The organism is Polymorphobacter sp. PAMC 29334 (genome assembly GCF_019431245.1).
GTDB classification, from domain to species: Bacteria; Pseudomonadota; Alphaproteobacteria; order Sphingomonadales; family Sphingomonadaceae; genus Polymorphobacter_B; species Polymorphobacter_B megasporae.
In genome coordinates, this window is the sequence record NZ_CP080242.1 from 223,876 (window position 1) to 239,637 (window position 15,762).

At 61.9% G+C, this 15,762-nt stretch carries 12 protein-coding genes; 7 read left to right on the top strand and 5 right to left on the bottom strand.

Going from position 1 to position 15,762, the window contains the following annotated elements:
- Positions 1-77: 77 nt before the first annotated feature.
- The 3 genes from KZX46_RS01140 (at position 78) to KZX46_RS01150 (ending at position 2,171) form a co-directional block, all read left to right on the top strand.
- Positions 78-803: a helix-turn-helix domain-containing protein gene (locus KZX46_RS01140; RefSeq protein ID WP_216711084.1), complete on the top strand. Its 726-nt coding sequence runs from the start codon at positions 78-80 to the stop codon at positions 801-803.
- A gap of 149 nt (positions 804-952) precedes the next feature.
- Positions 953-1,879: a catalase family peroxidase gene (locus KZX46_RS01145; RefSeq protein ID WP_216711083.1), complete on the top strand. Its 927-nt coding sequence runs from the start codon at positions 953-955 to the stop codon at positions 1,877-1,879.
- A gap of 61 nt (positions 1,880-1,940) precedes the next feature.
- Positions 1,941-2,171, top strand: a complete 231-nt coding sequence (locus tag KZX46_RS01150) for a hexameric tyrosine-coordinated heme protein (protein ID WP_216711082.1) — start codon at positions 1,941-1,943, stop codon at positions 2,169-2,171.
- 327 nt (positions 2,172-2,498) lie between these two features.
- Here the strand turns inward: KZX46_RS01150 and KZX46_RS01155 are convergent, their stop codons facing one another.
- Together KZX46_RS01155 and KZX46_RS01160 are read right to left on the bottom strand one after the other, a co-directional pair.
- The gene (locus KZX46_RS01155; protein WP_216711081.1) at positions 2,499-2,939 is read right to left on the bottom strand and encodes a hypothetical protein; all 441 of its coding nucleotides are present in this window, start codon (positions 2,937-2,939) and stop codon (positions 2,499-2,501) included.
- A 110-nt stretch (positions 2,940-3,049) separates the two neighbouring features.
- Entirely contained in the window at positions 3,050-4,180 is a 1,131-nt protein-coding gene (locus KZX46_RS01160; protein WP_219774121.1) for a hypothetical protein, read from the bottom strand.
- A 343-nt stretch (positions 4,181-4,523) separates the two neighbouring features.
- Between KZX46_RS01160 and KZX46_RS01165 the strand changes: the two genes are divergently transcribed.
- Positions 4,524-5,564: an IS110 family transposase gene (locus tag KZX46_RS01165; protein WP_219774122.1), complete on the top strand. Its 1,041-nt coding sequence runs from the start codon at positions 4,524-4,526 to the stop codon at positions 5,562-5,564.
- Between the two features lie 637 nt (positions 5,565-6,201).
- Here the strand turns inward: KZX46_RS01165 and KZX46_RS01170 are convergent.
- On the bottom strand, positions 6,202-6,969 hold the full coding sequence (locus tag KZX46_RS01170; protein ID WP_219774123.1) for a PEPxxWA-CTERM sorting domain-containing protein: 768 nt from the start codon (positions 6,967-6,969) through the stop codon (positions 6,202-6,204).
- Between the two features lie 2,494 nt (positions 6,970-9,463).
- Here KZX46_RS01170 and KZX46_RS01175 point away from each other — a divergent pair.
- Entirely contained in the window at positions 9,464-9,952 is a 489-nt protein-coding gene (locus tag KZX46_RS01175; protein ID WP_216711637.1) for a hypothetical protein, read from the top strand.
- 486 nt (positions 9,953-10,438) lie between these two features.
- On the opposite strand, the gene KZX46_RS01180 is transcribed toward KZX46_RS01175, so the two are convergent.
- Complete coding sequence (locus KZX46_RS01180; protein WP_219774124.1) at positions 10,439-11,194, bottom strand: AraC family transcriptional regulator; 756 nt, start codon at positions 11,192-11,194, stop codon at positions 10,439-10,441.
- A gap of 132 nt (positions 11,195-11,326) precedes the next feature.
- Between KZX46_RS01180 and KZX46_RS01185 the strand changes: the two genes are divergently transcribed.
- The gene (locus tag KZX46_RS01185; RefSeq protein ID WP_219774125.1) at positions 11,327-13,231 is read left to right on the top strand and encodes a S9 family peptidase; all 1,905 of its coding nucleotides are present in this window, start codon (positions 11,327-11,329) and stop codon (positions 13,229-13,231) included.
- A gap of 366 nt (positions 13,232-13,597) precedes the next feature.
- Here the strand turns inward: KZX46_RS01185 and KZX46_RS22620 are convergent, their stop codons facing one another.
- Positions 13,598-14,317, bottom strand: a complete 720-nt coding sequence (locus KZX46_RS22620) for a PEPxxWA-CTERM sorting domain-containing protein (RefSeq protein WP_226895882.1) — start codon at positions 14,315-14,317, stop codon at positions 13,598-13,600.
- 625 nt (positions 14,318-14,942) lie between these two features.
- Here KZX46_RS22620 and KZX46_RS01195 point away from each other — a divergent pair.
- Positions 14,943-15,422 carry a DUF2501 domain-containing protein gene (locus KZX46_RS01195; protein WP_219774126.1) on the top strand — a complete coding sequence of 160 codons (480 nt, stop codon included), beginning with the start codon at positions 14,943-14,945 and terminating at the stop codon, positions 15,420-15,422.
- Positions 15,423-15,762 lie beyond the last annotated feature (340 nt).

Genomic DNA, 15,762 nt, shown 5'->3' on the forward strand with positions numbered 1-15,762 from the left:
GCGTCGTTGGCATATCGCGTCTACGCGCTAATCATCCGCTCGGCGTAATCGACTATACCGTTATCGAAGAGGCGATCATGGTTGCTTATCAGCACCAGCCGCTGCGCTGCGATGTCTTTCTCGAAGACCGGCACGTCCCGGTGAGAGGGGCGGGTCCAGCGAAGTTTACAGTCTATGATTATCGTCGGCGCTGGAACTGTGAAATCAAGACCGGCATTGACGCAACCAACTTTTTCGTTCCGCGCACTACGCTCGACGCGCTGAGCGAAGGTGGGCGTGTCGCCGATCTCATCGTACGACCTGGCGAGGTCCTAGATGACCCGGTAGTCCGCGGATTAGCAGCAGCTCTCGAGAGCGCCTTTGCCGCGCCCGAACGAACCAACCCGCTGTTTCTTGATCACCTCGGCTGGGCATTCGCGGCGCATTGTGCGACCTTCCTCGAGCCGCAACGCGCGACCGGAATCGCCAATGGGAAGCTTTCGGTTCGACAGGAACGTCTAGCGAAAGAGATGATTTCCGCTCGGCTCAATGGCGACATCACCGTCACCGATCTAGCGGCTGCGTGCGGCCTGTCGATCGCCCATTTCTCCCGCGCGTTCCGCCGGTCGACCGACGTGCCGCCGCATCGCTGGCTGATGATGCGACGAATTGACCGCGCTCGCCACCTTTTGCAGACGACGCAGGCGTCGCTCGCCGACATCGCGCTCGAATGCGGGTTCAGTGATCAGGTTCATCTAACGCACGCCTTCACGCGTAATGTCGGCGCGCCGCCGGGTGCGTGGCGCCGCGGCAGCTGTGATTGAGTTATGACGCCGGATTTGAACAATCTGCGCAACGTTCAAACAAGACCCGGCTCGCAGCCATGTAGTACCCTCGTCGGCAAGAGATTCAGGGGAGCGCTACAATGGCAACGACCACACGATTGGTTCTACCACTGCTAATAGTAGGCCTGGTGATTGGGTCTGCCGCCCGCGCGCAGGACGACCTGCCAGCCCATCTCGTCGCCGACCTGCACACCGCATTCGGCAACAATCATGCTCGCGCGGTCCATGCTAAGGGCGTCGTGTTGTTCGGCAGCTTCACACCCGATCCCGCCGCGCGAACACTGTCGAAGGCAACGGTGTTCGCGCGACCGACGAATGTAACGGTGCGCTTTTCCGACTTCACCGGTATCCCAACGATTCCCGACAATATCGGAGATGCCGATCCGCGCGGTTTTGCGGTCAAGTTCGGTCCCGTCGACAACCCTGCAATGGACATCGTCGCGCACAGCTTCAACGGCTTCCCGGTGCGGACTGGGGTCGAGTTCGGCGAATTGATGCGAGCGATCGGCGCAAGCAGTCCCGGCGCTGCGAAACCGACCGCGCTCGACCGCTTCCTCGGCGCGCACCCGGCAGCGGCTACCTTCCTTAAGACGCAGAAGCCGCCACCGGCGAGCTATGCCACCGCCGCCTACTTTGGGGTCAATACCTTCACATTTATCGACGCGAAGGGGCACAAGACCGCTGTGCGCTACCGCTTCATCCCACTTGCAGGGGAGCACTATCTCGATGCTACCGCCAGCAAAGCGGCAGGTCCGAACTATCTTGCTCCCGAGATCGGCCGCCGCGTCGCCACTGGACCGGTGCGGTTCACGTGGCTCGCGCAAGTCGCGGGTGCGGGCGACAAGCTCGACGACTCAACAGTCGCGTGGCCCGACACGCGCCGTTTGGTCCAGCTTGGTGTAATCACCATTAACCGTTCATCGACCGACCAGGCCGGCGACAGCAAGCGGCTGATGTTCCTGCCAGGTACATTGCCCGACGGCATCGTTCCCGCTGATCCGATGATCGACATCCGCACGGCCGCCTATCCGGTCTCGTTCTCCGAACGCCAGTGATTTTGATCCGAAGCCAAGCTGGACGTCGTCGTATGACCGTGTTGCCAAACAGGAGAGCCCGATGCCCGCTGCGGCCCCAGACCTGTCGCTTATCGTGCCTACAGCTGCAGAGGGTTTCGACCTTGCCATCCTCCTATCCCGACTAGCGGTAAAAGCGATGCAGGGTGACGACGCCGTTCGCGGTGTACTCCGCGAAAACTATGCCCACGACGCCGGGCTACTCACTTCAGCGAGTCATGTCGTCGCCACCCATTTCGCGACGATCGCGGCAGCAAATGGCTATTGGCGCTAAGCCGTCAGAGCCGCCGAGGCAGAATTGCCGTCTATAATCGATCGTACCTGCTTTGGCGCGGGCGTCAGCACATATGGTGGAGCCGACAGAAATTCGACAGCCGCGCCGAAAATGCGAATGTCCCCTTCCCACATCGAAATTTGGAAGGTCTCGGCCTCAGGCTAATCTGAGATATGTCCCCTTTGCCCATCGGTCCGCCCGGAAGCGGCCTGTCCGCTGACGGCCCCCAACCATGCCGAAATCGAGATCTGAACGAGCGGCGACTTTCGGAGAGTGCCCGGGCGTGGCTGGATGTCCGCGTTTGGGTTAAGCCGTCGACATCAGGGCCTAGTGTCGATCCGGTCTGTTCGACCGCGTCGGCGACATCGCCCAGGCGGGCGGCGTCTCGTCGCCAAGCTCCCACTGGTCCGGTTGGCTGTCCGGCTGCCAGTAGCGCAAGCGTAGTGTTCGCCTAAGCCACCAGGCGAAAGGTACCTGCAGTAGCGCGAAGACCAATCCACAGACGGCGGCCGGGTAGGCCCCGGCATCTTGGAAGGGAACGAGCCGCAGGACGACCGCCAAAGCGAACGCCAGGATGGCCGCGTATGCTGCTAGCAGGGTGACGCCGACATAGTAGAACAGGCAGATGGTCCAGAACCGACGCGCTCGGAAGCCGGCGACGAGCACGACCAACAGCAGGAATGTCCATCCGACGATCCACGGTATCGCCACGATCAGAACCGTCACCCCGTCAGGAAGCAGGGGTTGCGCCGTCAAGACGGCCGCCATCGGCACACCTGCAGTGAGGCCAAGCCAGCCAACGACGCCGAGCGAAGTGCCGCGTGGGGCGAAGCCGGGCGGGCGCTGCCGCCGGCCCCGCGTGGGCAATGCCTCTCCTGTCATTCAGGCGCGATCCGCGCGTGACCGCTGACGCGCATTTCGAAGCGCACGTCTTTGGGCATTCCGCCTTTGGGGGCAAGCGACCTCCGGTATTCTTCGTCGCGCTCGCGCTGGCTAGTTGACAGCGCTAGCGCGGGTGGTGCCCCCATAAGCAAGCCGGTGCTCCCGAGGCTCGCTCCGGGAACAACGGCAAGATCCTTGGCAACAGTGAGCCGGATGCGCGCGTGCGCCTCCGCCGCCGCCCGCGCCTGCGTCTCGACCGCGCGCTCGAACGCCGCCACTTTTCGGGTCCGTCGCTGGACCGGCCCCGCGTGCCTTTCGGGATGTGCGATCTTGGCGACGCGTGCTCGCGCTGCTTCGGCGTTGCGCGCCGCTTCGGCTGACGCAGCCGTCGCCTCGCGTGACTCGTTCCCGAGCTTGCCGACCTCGCTCAGTGCGCGGGCACCGCCGACCGCCACGTCCGGCAGCAACATGACCGTCGCGCCGATACGCAGCCATTGCACGGTCGAGTTGCTCTCGAAGTTCTCTGCCCGCGCCTCAGCACCGGACACCTCGAAGCCAAAGACAGTCGCATCGATGCCGGCAAGGACCAACGAACCGGTAAAGGCAGCGCCGCCTGTGATGAGGCCTGCAGTGCCAATGATGACGGCTCCGCCGGCAAGTTCGGGAAGCGCGGCAACGACGAAGATCGCACCCCCCACAACCCCCACAACGTCGAGTGCGACCCCGATGCCGTCCGCCAGTAATTTATGGCGGATCAGAAATTGGTGAACAGGTAGCCAGATATGGCGCTCAATCGCACTATCGACGACCTGCGCCATCGCAAGATTTGCCTGTGACTGCTGGATTTGCGCTTCACCGCTGATCTCCATCGCGTGCCAGAAGGCGGCCTTGAGTTTTCCCCACGTGCCGCTTGGGCTTGCCGGTGGCGGTAGTGGCGCTGCGATGTGCTGAGCCAAGACATTCAGCCAAAGCCACTCGCTTCCCGTAGCTGGCTTGCGGACGACCCCGATACTGCGACCGTCCGAGAAGCTGATCCCACAGGCCAGGCCAACGCTCGCGTCGGCAAATGCCGTCAGACGACGTCGGGCATCCTCGAAATCAGCATAAGGGTACCAGAACCCGCCCATCAGTCGCTTCTCATCCTATACGAACGTCGGCCGCCGGCTCGGCTCGCCGGCCGGCGACCTTCGGCAACACCGGGTCGAGGGTCAAGCAAATCTGCAAGGTCGTGACGCTCTTCCGCCCGATGATCATGATCCATCGCCTGGAGCGAGATGAAAGAATGTCTGGAGTTTGGGAGGGCAAAATGAGCGCTATTTTGGGTCTTCCTGGCATTCCGAGGCAGCTGAACAAAAGTCCGCTTTGCCACGTCGGGCGCCCGTAAGCTGCCAGACGGCTACTGATGCGGTGGACGGCTCTCCTACCCGACCTGCGATATAATCTGCGGGTTGAGCCAGAAGGAGAGCGATGATGACGAAGGCAGTTGTGGCGACGATCGGGCTGGATATCGCGAAGTCGGTGTTCCAGGTGCATGGGGTCGATGGGGCAGGGCAGGTGGTTGTTCGCCAGCGCCTGACGCGAGGTCGGATGCTGGGGTTTTTCGAGAAGCTGGCACCGTGCGTGATCGGGATCGAGGCGTGCAGCAGCTCGCACTATTGGGCGCGGGAGTTGATCGCGCGGGGGCACGACGTGAAGCTGATGCCGGCGCAATACGTGAAGCCGTGCGTCAAGCGCGGCAAGAACGACGCCGCCGATGCCGAAGCGATCTGCGAGGCGGTGACAAGGCCGACGATGCGCTTCGTCGCAGTGAAGACGCCCGAGCAGCAGAGCGTGATGATGCTCCATCGGGTGCGACTGATGCTGAGCCGCCAGCGGACGCAGGTGTCGAACGCGATGCGAGCGCACCTGTCGGAGTTCGGCATCGTTGCCGCCATCGGACGCGGCGGGATCGAGCAGCTCCTGGCGGTGCTCGCGGACCCGAACGATGCGCGCGTCCCGCCCGACGCGCGGCTGTGCCTCGAAATGCTGGCGGCACAGCTGGCGGTGGTGAAGGCGCAGATCCTCGACAACGACCGCCGCATCCGGGAGAGCGCGCGGGAGACCGAGGTCGGTCGGCGGCTGATGGAGATCCCCGGCGTCGGCCCGGTGATCGCCAGCGCTTTCGTCGCCGCGGTCGCCGACCCGGCGGTGTTCAAGAGCGGACGCAACCTCGCGGCGTGGATCGGGCTCGTCCCGAAGCAGAACTCGAGCGGCGGCAAGGAGCGGCTCGGCGGGATCACAAAGGCAGGCAACAGCTACCTCCGCCAGATGCTCGTTGTCGGCTCGATGGCCGTGATCCGCACCGCCGAGCGACATGGCACCCGGCGACCGTGGGTGCTGCAGCTGCTGGCGCGACGTTCGAAGATGGTCGCCGCCGTCGCGCTGGCCAACAAGATGGCGCGGATGATCTGGGCGCTGATGACGAACGGCGAGCGCTACCGCGATCCCGTCGTCGCGACAGCCGCGGCATGAGCATGAGGACACAGAAATAGGCGCACGCACCGACGCGCCGACGAGGTTGGAAAGGGCGGACACGAGATAATGCACCAAGCCGGTCGATACCGCCGGATCAGGAAAACCCAGTGGGGCCGTGGCACCTTCGAGTGCGAGCAATCGATCGGGACCTGAGACGCGCGAATGGCATTATGGCCAGCGGCACATGAAACGGCCGCACCACAGGTCGAACACATGGCCGCACCGACCAACGAACGTGCAGATGCTCAAGAAACCCCTTGCCAACGGAGAGCCGTCCACACACGGCCCCATCCAAACCCAGATGCCGGGCCTGAATGAACGGGTCGGTTTTTGGAAGCCATCGGGCCGCCGAGTGTCGGCTTTTGGGTCTTAGCGGCTTCACGGGCTGCCTGAATGAAGGTCTGCTATCTATATTTGAGCAACCGGAAGCGGACAGGCGGCAACCGTCCCCTTTGCGAACATAAGCTGCGCAAGCCGGACGCTCGCACACCGGTGGGTCATTACCAAGGCGGCGGATCAGTTAGAACCGTTAGGGATTCCCCCCGCGGTCTACTCGTATTCGACACGGCCTGATGCCGGGCGAGGCGGAACGGCCAGGTAGGGCCGCCCCGCGCGACATGAGGAGGTTGGTAGCTTAAGCCGCGACGGTAGTCGGGCGACGGCGTCGAACGCTCAAGCCCACGAAACCGAAGCCCGCGACCATCATCGCCCATGTGGCTGGCTCAGGTACGCCACCGACCGGCGGGGTGACGACGATGTTGCTTGTGTCGACGTTGAAATAGAGCCCCGCACCGGTGACGTTGCGATCGACGTAGAACAAAGTGAAGTTATGCACGCCGGCGGCGAGGACCGATGTCGTCACGGGAGCCGCTGATACACCGTGAATCCCACCTTCTTGAGCGATGACATTGCGGTCGAGCGCAAGGAATGCGTCATCGTCGGCGCCGAAGCTGAAAGTGACCGATTCGGGCGCAGTCAGGTTAAACTGACCCGAAATCGTTGCGCCCTGGAAGCCGTGGGAATCGTCAGTTCCGGTCCCGTTATTCGGATAGAAATTATAGTTCGCGAACGGGCTCGTGACGGTCGCGGTGCCGGTATAGGTGACGTGGTTGTTGAGACCGGGGCTCCACCACGTAATCTGGCCGTCTGGCGTGGTGTCATGGATAAACGGGGCCGTCGAAGCCGTGTTATAAACCGGCAGGCCAAGCGCACCCAACGTCGGCTTGACTTCGTCATAGTAGGTCGGCGTGCAGCAGCCGATCGTGTTGAAATCGGGGTCGCCGCTGCCGCCGCCATAGGTTCCAGCAATCGTATAGTAGTTGATTGTGAACGGGTTAGCAGCCAGCGCCGGCGCGGCGACCGTCGCGGCGACACACAACACAAGTGAAATAGACCTTAGCATGCTGACACCCCTTCATCCTACACAGTGACCGAGCGCGACGTTGCGCGACATCGTCATGATTAATGAATGATTTCAGTGCGTCCGTCTTCCTGCATAAGCAGGCAGGAACTGGTATTTACCTGCATTGCGACGTCGGCTCAGAGCAATTAGCCTCCACGCCAGCTCGGCAGAGCGTCCGATGTCAGCTAATCCCAGATCGATGGCAGAGGGGGCCGAAAGACGCCTGACCGTTTCTCTGCATCGGGTCTTCTAACCATCACCATGTGCCGTCCTTCATCTTGCGCTGCCGCTCGCGCTCGCTGTGCTCATCGGTACCGAAGGCGATAGAACGAACACGATCTTTATTCGGAGCAGAGCGTTTTCAGGCATTAACCTGCATGCAGCTTTCATACAGTGACCCTCTTTGGGGGAACGCATGAACAAGCTTGAAGAAAACAGGTATAGCGGCGGCAATGCTACCGGATCGCAAGAGCTTTGCGGCGTCGAGACTGTTTCGTCGACGGTCATGCGCTTAATTCCCCCACTTCAAAGGCGGTCATTCACGCCTCGTCGGACCATCGCTTGAGCAGCACGTCGGGCGAGTTCTCCATTCAAAACCGCTGATCGATGGTGAAGGTCCCACCGCACTTCAGCGGGGGGATGCGATCGATGCCGCCCGCTCAGCCGAGCCATTGGCGGACGGACACGGCCAAAGCCAGACGCGTAAAAGCCCGATTCTACATCAACAGCCACCAGTCGGCGGCGGCTTCGCGCTGACAGCGTGAGGCTGTCAGCGATCGGTGCCCACAAGACCGTTCCGCCGCTCTCGACGAGAGGGAGGCGGGACATTGTGTTGTTGAGACCGCTGGGCATTGATTATTGTGTCTCGCTAACGGAGGACTCGCGATCGCCGCGACTAGTTCTCAGGGGCGACGCTCGTAATCTGGGTTGACAGAATGTTAACATAGGCACAGCTTGCTTAGGGCGCTTCGTTAGTGCCTCGAGCACGGGGGCGCTGCGACGTCCGCTGGCCCTGATCCCGCACCCATCAGAGCCAGCGGACTAGCTGCGCACCGACGGCCGCGCTTCAGTGACCAATCAACGCGCGGAGTATGACGCAACGCGGCTCGCGGCAGGCCTTCTCGAAGCTGTCGCCGAAGATGTCGAACCAAGTGAGCAGCTGGAAATCGTCAAGCTAGCGATGAGTAGTCGGGCACTGAGACAGGGTCAGTCCGCCGCGCGCCGTGCGCCAAGCCGCTCGCTTTCGTCGCAGATCCGACCGTAATCGAGCCGGCCTTGCAGCGTCTCGTTCGCCTCGTCGACTGCCTCGCCCTCTGGGAGCAGACGGATGCAGTGATGTTTGACTCACTGTCAGGGCGGATTATTGCGTGATCGCGGATATCGGCAAGGTGGTGCCTTACCGTGAGCGTGCGGCCTGTTCGTCGTCGGTGACGGCCAGCGAGAGCGGGGGCAAATCGGCCCGGCCGCCTGATATGCGTCAGAGATTGGATTCAACCGGATGCGGTCGAACGAAGTCGATACAGCCTTGGCCGTCTCGAACCGCCGTAAAGCGCTATCCCGAGCCGAACGGTCGCCCGTGCTTTAGCAGCCGCAGGAAGCGCCGTAACAGCGGGCAGGGCCGTAGCAGCGCGCGGCGGGTAACGCCGGGGCTTGCAGCGGCCACGCGGCAACGGCGCGCCGACTACTTCGAGGCGAGCTTGCACTGGCTCTGTTTAAGGCGAAGCAGAATTTATGGCCCGGCCCGTGACGTACGAAGCATTTTTATCCGACCGAGTTCGTAAAGACAGGCGAGGCAGAATAGCGCCATCGCGCATGGCAAGTTGTTATAGGCGACCGCGCGAAGCACTAGCCTCACCGCGCGGTCTGGGCCGTGGTACAGGGGGGCATACGACTTATTGAAGCAATGAGCATTAATCATCGAACCGCCAAGGCGACCGAATGGCGCGTCCGACCATTCGAGGATCCGCTATGCCATCATCCGCTTCTAGCCTGCCGGCCCTTGCGTGATATTCCGCCATCTCGACATGAGACTTCTTGGCGTCGGGATGGACGGCTTCTTCAGCCCATTCACGGTGCTGACGCTCGCGCTCGGCGTGCCGGTTTCGCGCCTGATCTTTCGTCATAGAGCTCCGATCGCATACGCGGGGAGCGCTATAGCGTCTCTCAGCCAACGACTCGCAGGTGAGTGCCATCGGTACGGCTAGGTACACTGTGCAGCTTGTACTCGCGAATCGGCAAACTTTGTCGTGGACGCGACCGACGCAGTCACCAGTCGACGCGTAGACGGTGCTTTACGCAAAGCCCGCCGAACACCACTGGCTGCGGGGCCTGACGGCAGCTCACCCGTGCAACATCGGCACGCCCCTACCCAACCTCGTCAAATGTTGGACGGCAGGAACTGGGACAGCCCGTGTAACCAGAGGGTCGATGGCTTTTGACTGGGGGCTTGGTATGCTTATGCCGATAACTATCGACCGACCGTTGGAGCAGGCCAATGATACGTATGACTTTTGCTACGCTATTGACGTTTTGCTTGTGTGCCTGTGGTTCGAACGGCACAACCTTCTCGCACGACAGCAATGGTAACGATACGGTTACGACCTCGATGGGCGCTGGTGGGCCGGAAATGAAGGCGACACGTTACGCCAACGCGTCAGTGCCTGCCGACATGCCCGCATGGGCTCCAGCCTACCCGGGCGCAAAAGTGATTCAAGTCGCCGGCGTGGACTTGCCGACTGGTCAAAGCGGTCCAACCGGACTGCAAAAACAGGTACTCTTGATGACGTCCGACCCGGTGGCGACGGTCACGGCATTCTATGACAAAAAGCTTGCCGCACTCGGCATTGTCCCAACATCGTCCAGCAATACGGCGGAAGCCAACGTGCGGATGGTGAGCCCTAATCAATCTCATCAAAGTACTCTGATGGTTGCAAAGAACGACGCCCAGACGAGTATCGTTATCAGCTATGGAACTGCTCACTAAGGCACCGATTTACCGAACGAACTATCTGATTCCGCGCCCCCGTCGGGATCCGTCGATCGAGGCATGGTCGAGCGATCTTGTTATTGATGGTATTTTGGAATGGCTGACCCCGCTGATCCAATCTAGGCTCGAACCCCAACTCCGTTGAGCGGCGTCGGACGCAAGGGGATTAAGAGCAGTTATCGGCGTTATCCGTCGCCTCGTCGGTCGCGCTGACAGCCGTCCAAGGCATCCGCTTCCCCGAAGCTGTTCCCGATTGCTCTTTTTCGAAATTGCCGCTCGGAGATGGAGTAACGGGATGATCGCGCTCAACGAAAGGCGGGTTTTGAGGCCTAGATCGCCAACCTGAGCACCAGAATTTGGGGCATAAGCTCCCGGCAGCGTCGTCAGTCGGCGAACGGCAGTTATGCCGCATTTACAGCCTTAAAGCGGTCAGACCGCTTCCGGCCCCCCCCACAGTCTTAAAACTGCTTTTGCCGTCAACGATTATGAAACGCTCGATCGATACTGCGATGGTGTCACCCCGTGATAAGCGATGAACGTGCGGCAGAGGTGCGAATGGCTGCTGAACCCGCATTCGAGCGCGATCTCAGTTAGGCTTAACCCATGCTGCCGAAGCAGCCGAGCGGCATGTTCGACCCTCGATTGCCGAATGTATGTGCCGACCGGTGTGCCAAAATGCCGGCGGAATTCGCGCGCGAGATGGACTTCGTGGCGACCTGCCGCTGTGGCTATCTCCGCTAAGCCGAGAGGTCGCGCGGCGTTTGTATGAATGAAGTCGAGTGCCGTGCGCAGCCACGCCGGCGGTCGTCCACACGTGCCGTCCTCAATTTCCCGGCCGAACGCCGCCACAATTTCCGCCATGAGCCCGTCACAGGCGAGGGCCGTGAACGCGTCGTCGACGCGCATCTCGCGGATCAGCCGGTCGCCTAGGTGGTGGAGGGCAGCCGAATGCACGTGGGGCGCCCGGTCGAGCGCGACGCGGCTATCCGCGAGGTGCTCGATCCACGCAGCCTGCGGCTCGAAGATGATCTGCCGCGCCCCCCGGGGGCCAAATGCCTGCGCATGGGCCACGCCAGCCGGGAAGAAAGCGGCATGACCGCAGCCGTAGTCGCGCTCGCTGCGGCCGACTTGCTCCTTAAAGCCACCCCGGACGACGATGCTCAACGTCGCCTCGCGGTGGTCGTGCACCGGCATCGCCGTGTCGGCCGGATAGTCACGGAGGCTCGGACGTGTCTGCACGGGCACCTGCCGATCGCGACGACTGTCCGCTGAGATAAGCAGACGCGCTAAGCCCGTGCAAGCGCGCTAGCCCCGCGGAAGACGCCGGTCCCTCGCCGTCCTAAGCAACCATCACGACAGCGAGGTGCGACGATGAACCGGAAGACGATGCTCCATCGGACCGTGGCGCTGGCCATGCTCTCCGCATCCGCCGCCGGCCGATGCGCCGTCGCGGTCTCCACGCCGGCTCAGGCCCTGTCCTACGTTCGCGCGTCCGATCTTCGTCTGTCGCCCGACGGATCGCAGCTGGCCTACGTGGCGGTCAGCTACAACTGGGACGCCAAACCTCATCTCCGCGTCCTCGATATCGCCGCCGGCACGGAGCGGGAGTTGACGCCGGCAGGCAAGTCGGATCGCTCGCCCCAGTGGTCGCCCGACGGGACGACGCTGGCCTACCTGTCCAACGTTGGCGGCAAGACGCAGGTCTACACGACCCCGTCCCGCGGCGGCACGGCGACCGCGCTGACCGCGAGAAAGTTCGGCGTCGACCGCTTTCACTGGTCGCCGGACGGACGGACTATCGCCTACCTCGCGCGGGACGACGACGCACAGCCGCACGGGATCGGGCCCCAGGTCGCCGACCGCGAAGACGACCTCTCCCGCGTGTGGCTGGTCGATCTCGGATCGGCGGCGAGCCGAAAGCTCGGGGTTGACCGTTGGAGGATCGACGAGTTGCAATGGAGGGACCCGACCCATCTGCTGCTCGTCGCGACCGAGCGGCCTAACGTTGAGGAGAACACCGACGCCGTCTACGCCCTCTCGACCGCGACCGGCGCGGTCGAGCGCGTCGCCGCGCCACCGCAGCCGTTTGACGCCCTGCTGGTGTCTCCGGACGCACGGACCTACCTCGTTCGTTCGACCGTCGCCGGCGGCCCGTCGGAGCGCGATCTTCTGGTTGGATCTGTTCGGGGCGGCGAGCTCAAGGCGTTGACTCCGGTGCCGGACCTGGCGATCGCGGAGGTGAAATGGCGGGATCCCTCGGCGGTCTGGGCGCGCGTCGTCGATGGCTTCTGGAACCGGATCGTCCGACTGGCACCGGGCGCGGCTGCGGCGGCCATCGATCTGCCACTCTCGGTCGCCTCGTTCGACGTCGCCAGGGATGGCGAGCTGGTCTTCGTCGGAGAGGACTTCGATCACCTCCCCGAGATCTACCTCCGCACCAATGTCGGCCGTGTGCGGCAACTCACCCATCTCCAGCAGGGCTGGGACGGTGTCCAGTTGGCCATGACCACGGTGTTCCAAACGCGCAGCTTCGACGGCACAATGATCGAGGCGGCGTTGATGAAGCCCGCCGTCGGAGCCGTCAGCCGGGCGCCGCTCGTGCTGCTCGTCCATGGAGGTCCGTCGTCGAATTTCACTGCCGGCTTTAGCTGGGAGGCGGCATGGGCGCAGATGCTCGTCGCGCACGGTTACCAGGTGCTGATGGTCAATCCGCGCGGCTCGAACGGCTACAGTGAGGCGTTCCTCAAGGCCAATCGCGGCGACTGGGGTGGCGGCGACTACAGGGACCTGATCGCGGTGCTCGACGCCGTCATCGCGAAGGGCGAGGTCGATCCGGAGCGCCTCGGCATCGGCGGCTGGTCATACGGCGGGGAGATGACTGCTTGGGCCATCACCCAGACGCACCGGTTCAAGGCTGCGGTCGCCGGTGCCGGCGTGTTCGACCAGCAAGCCGAGTTCGAGACCGAGGCGCATCCGGACGGCGACGAGTGGTACTTTGGCACGCCGTGGGAGCATCCGGACGTGTTCGCGCGCAACTCGCCGGCGACCTACATCCGCAACGCCCGCACGCCGACGCTGATCCTCGACGGCGAGGACGACGCCAGCAATCCGGTCGGACAGTCGAAGGGGCTTTACCGAGCGCTGAAGCACTTCGGCGTCGAAACCGAGATGGTGCTCTATCCAAACGAGGGGCATTCACCGCGGCTCGGCTCGAACAACATCGATATGTTCGAGCGCATTCTCGCTTGGTACGACAGTCATCTTCAGGCCAAGTGAATGAATCGCGAAGGTCAACCAACGTCCGCTTCGTTCCATCCAACTCCATCAAGCTGCCAGGCGGCTTCCGGCCCCAAGGTCGCGCGGGACATCGAAGCCGCGCCAGTGCCCCGTTGCGCGTTGCAAGCCTGACCATTCCCAAAATTCCATCCTTTCCGCGCACGCTCGTGACGCGACCGACCGAGCGCCATCGTCTAGCTGTCGGCGTGCATTCAATACGAATCGATGACCGGAGTTGGGATGTCGGAAACGGGATGCAACGTCCGGCTTCTGGGTCGAGTAAGCAACGCGCCTGAGCCAATGCGACGGCGCATAGCTGTCACAGTAAGTATTGGGGGGCGGAGAGTGTTCACCGCCCCCTCAAGGTCAACTGGAGACCATCACGGCATTGGCTGATCTGCGTCGGACGCCGCCGATGAGAGCGAAGCCGACAAGCATCATCGCCCATTGTCCGGGCTCGGGAACGGCACCCGTACCAAGCGACGACAACGACACTGCGTCTATGCCCATCACGCCGGTCAGGCTCTGGTTGCCGAGCGAAAAAGTGACGCTGTTTGAGAGCGCGGTGAACTCGAGCACTGCGGAAGTGAAGTCGATCACATCGTCGCCGTATGGACCCTCGACCGGAGCAGTGAAAATTTGTTGCGCTAGGATATCGCCGCTTCCGTTCAGGCCGTCGGAAGCAACCACACTGATCCGCCCGTCGGACGCACCGTCGAGATTGGCGAAGTGGACATTAAGTGCGTATTTCTGACCGATCTCGAACCCGCTGACCGACTGTGACTCGATCGATCGAAAGCTTCGGCGATAAACCGCATTGAGGCCAAGATACTGGCTGCCATACGGCGTAGTACCTATGAAGCGGTCGTAGGTGTCAGTAATATTTCCGTTGATTATATACTCATGAGCGTTTCCACTAATACTATTACCCGTGCACCCTGGCGTTCCCGTAAGTGTTATTTCATTCAGGCTATCGGTAGAAAATGCTTCGGACTCAAAGCTACCATTGATAATAATAGGCTTAGATAGAGCTGGCACGGCAATGCCAATACTCGATACAACAAAGGCCACAGCTAAGCGATACATGACTCATATTCCCTATTATTATGAGTGACACAACGGTAATTCTTACCCAGAGGAATTTGATCGTCGACATCTTTTACCACGGTGTCAATTCATTTTAACCAAACTCTTCGCGATCATCGCCGAATTGAGGAGTTGGCCTTCCTGCGGTGCGAAGCGTAGCGAGGGATTCGTCGGGGAGGTGTCGCGACTTGCTGGAACCGCTCTCGGCAAATGCTAAAGGCGACCGCACGCTGCCAGCTAGTAATTGTTCCCACGCACACCCGCTGGCTCTTGGCCCGTTCAGAGCCCATCTCGGGATGGTTCATAAAGCCGCCACGCCTGCGAGATGAATGAGCGTATGTTTTCGAAACTTTGAGAGGGCGAGTTGGATCACCGACTGTGGGTCGAGGCAGCGAGCGCCGCGAGCTGAACCAACGTCCGCTACTGATACATTGTCGCCTCAAAGCTGTCAGGCAGCTAACGGCCCGACGCGGCTTCACGCGATGTCAGGGTGGGTGCGCCAGCCAGAGGCGTTAACACCTATCCCGCCGAGCATTTTACATTGAAAGTGGGCGTGCGAAGCATTGTAGCGTGACCCCGCCGGCCTTCGGCGGTACAGAGAGGAGCCAAGCGAGGGAGCGGGACCATGCAGCATACCCGAAGTACAAGTCTTAGCATCTTGATTGCAACCGCGATCGTCTCGATTGTTGTTACCTCGACCTCCGCCCGCGCTCAGTTCAGCCTTCCCGGCGGTCTTGGCGGTGCGGCGTCCGGCCTCGGGGGCGGCGCCTTGCCGGGCCTTGGTTCCGCCAGCGCGGGCAATGTCACTGGCCTGCTTGGCTACTGCGTCAAGAACAAGCTCGTCAGCCAGACCGGGGCCGGCAGCGACGTGCTCGCCAAGTTGCAGGGACGGCCCGAAACCGTGCAGTCGCCCGACTATAAGGTCGGACTTGCGGGCAACCTGCTCGGTGGCAAGTCGGCTGAAACGGGCCGCGCCGGCACAACCGGCATGCTCGGCGGCCTTACCGGCAGTGCGAACAAGCCCCTCTCGCTCGATAGCCTGCCTGCTGGGGTGCGCACGAAGGCATGTGACACAGTGTTGAGCCACGCGAAAACTCTGCTCTAACGAGACTGGGCGGTGCGAAGCGGATAGGCAGTGATCGGGCACCGGCTGAGCGCTCCGCTCAGACTACGCTAAAACCTCAGCGAATGACCGACGTGATGCGCATGCCGATGGCAGCTATCAAATTCGACGCGTCCAAGAGCAGACAGATAGATACCGGCCCCTTAAAAATGCATGGCCGACCAGCCCGAAAACGCCAAAGAGTCGCGGCAAGTGGTCGAGCATCGTTGAATCGCGAAACTACGGTGTGACCGCCTTGATGGCAGACCGTGTTCATTTTGCTTGATCATACGATTGCAATGTCTCAATTCGGTGTCGAACGGCCGTGCGCCGCATCCAACCC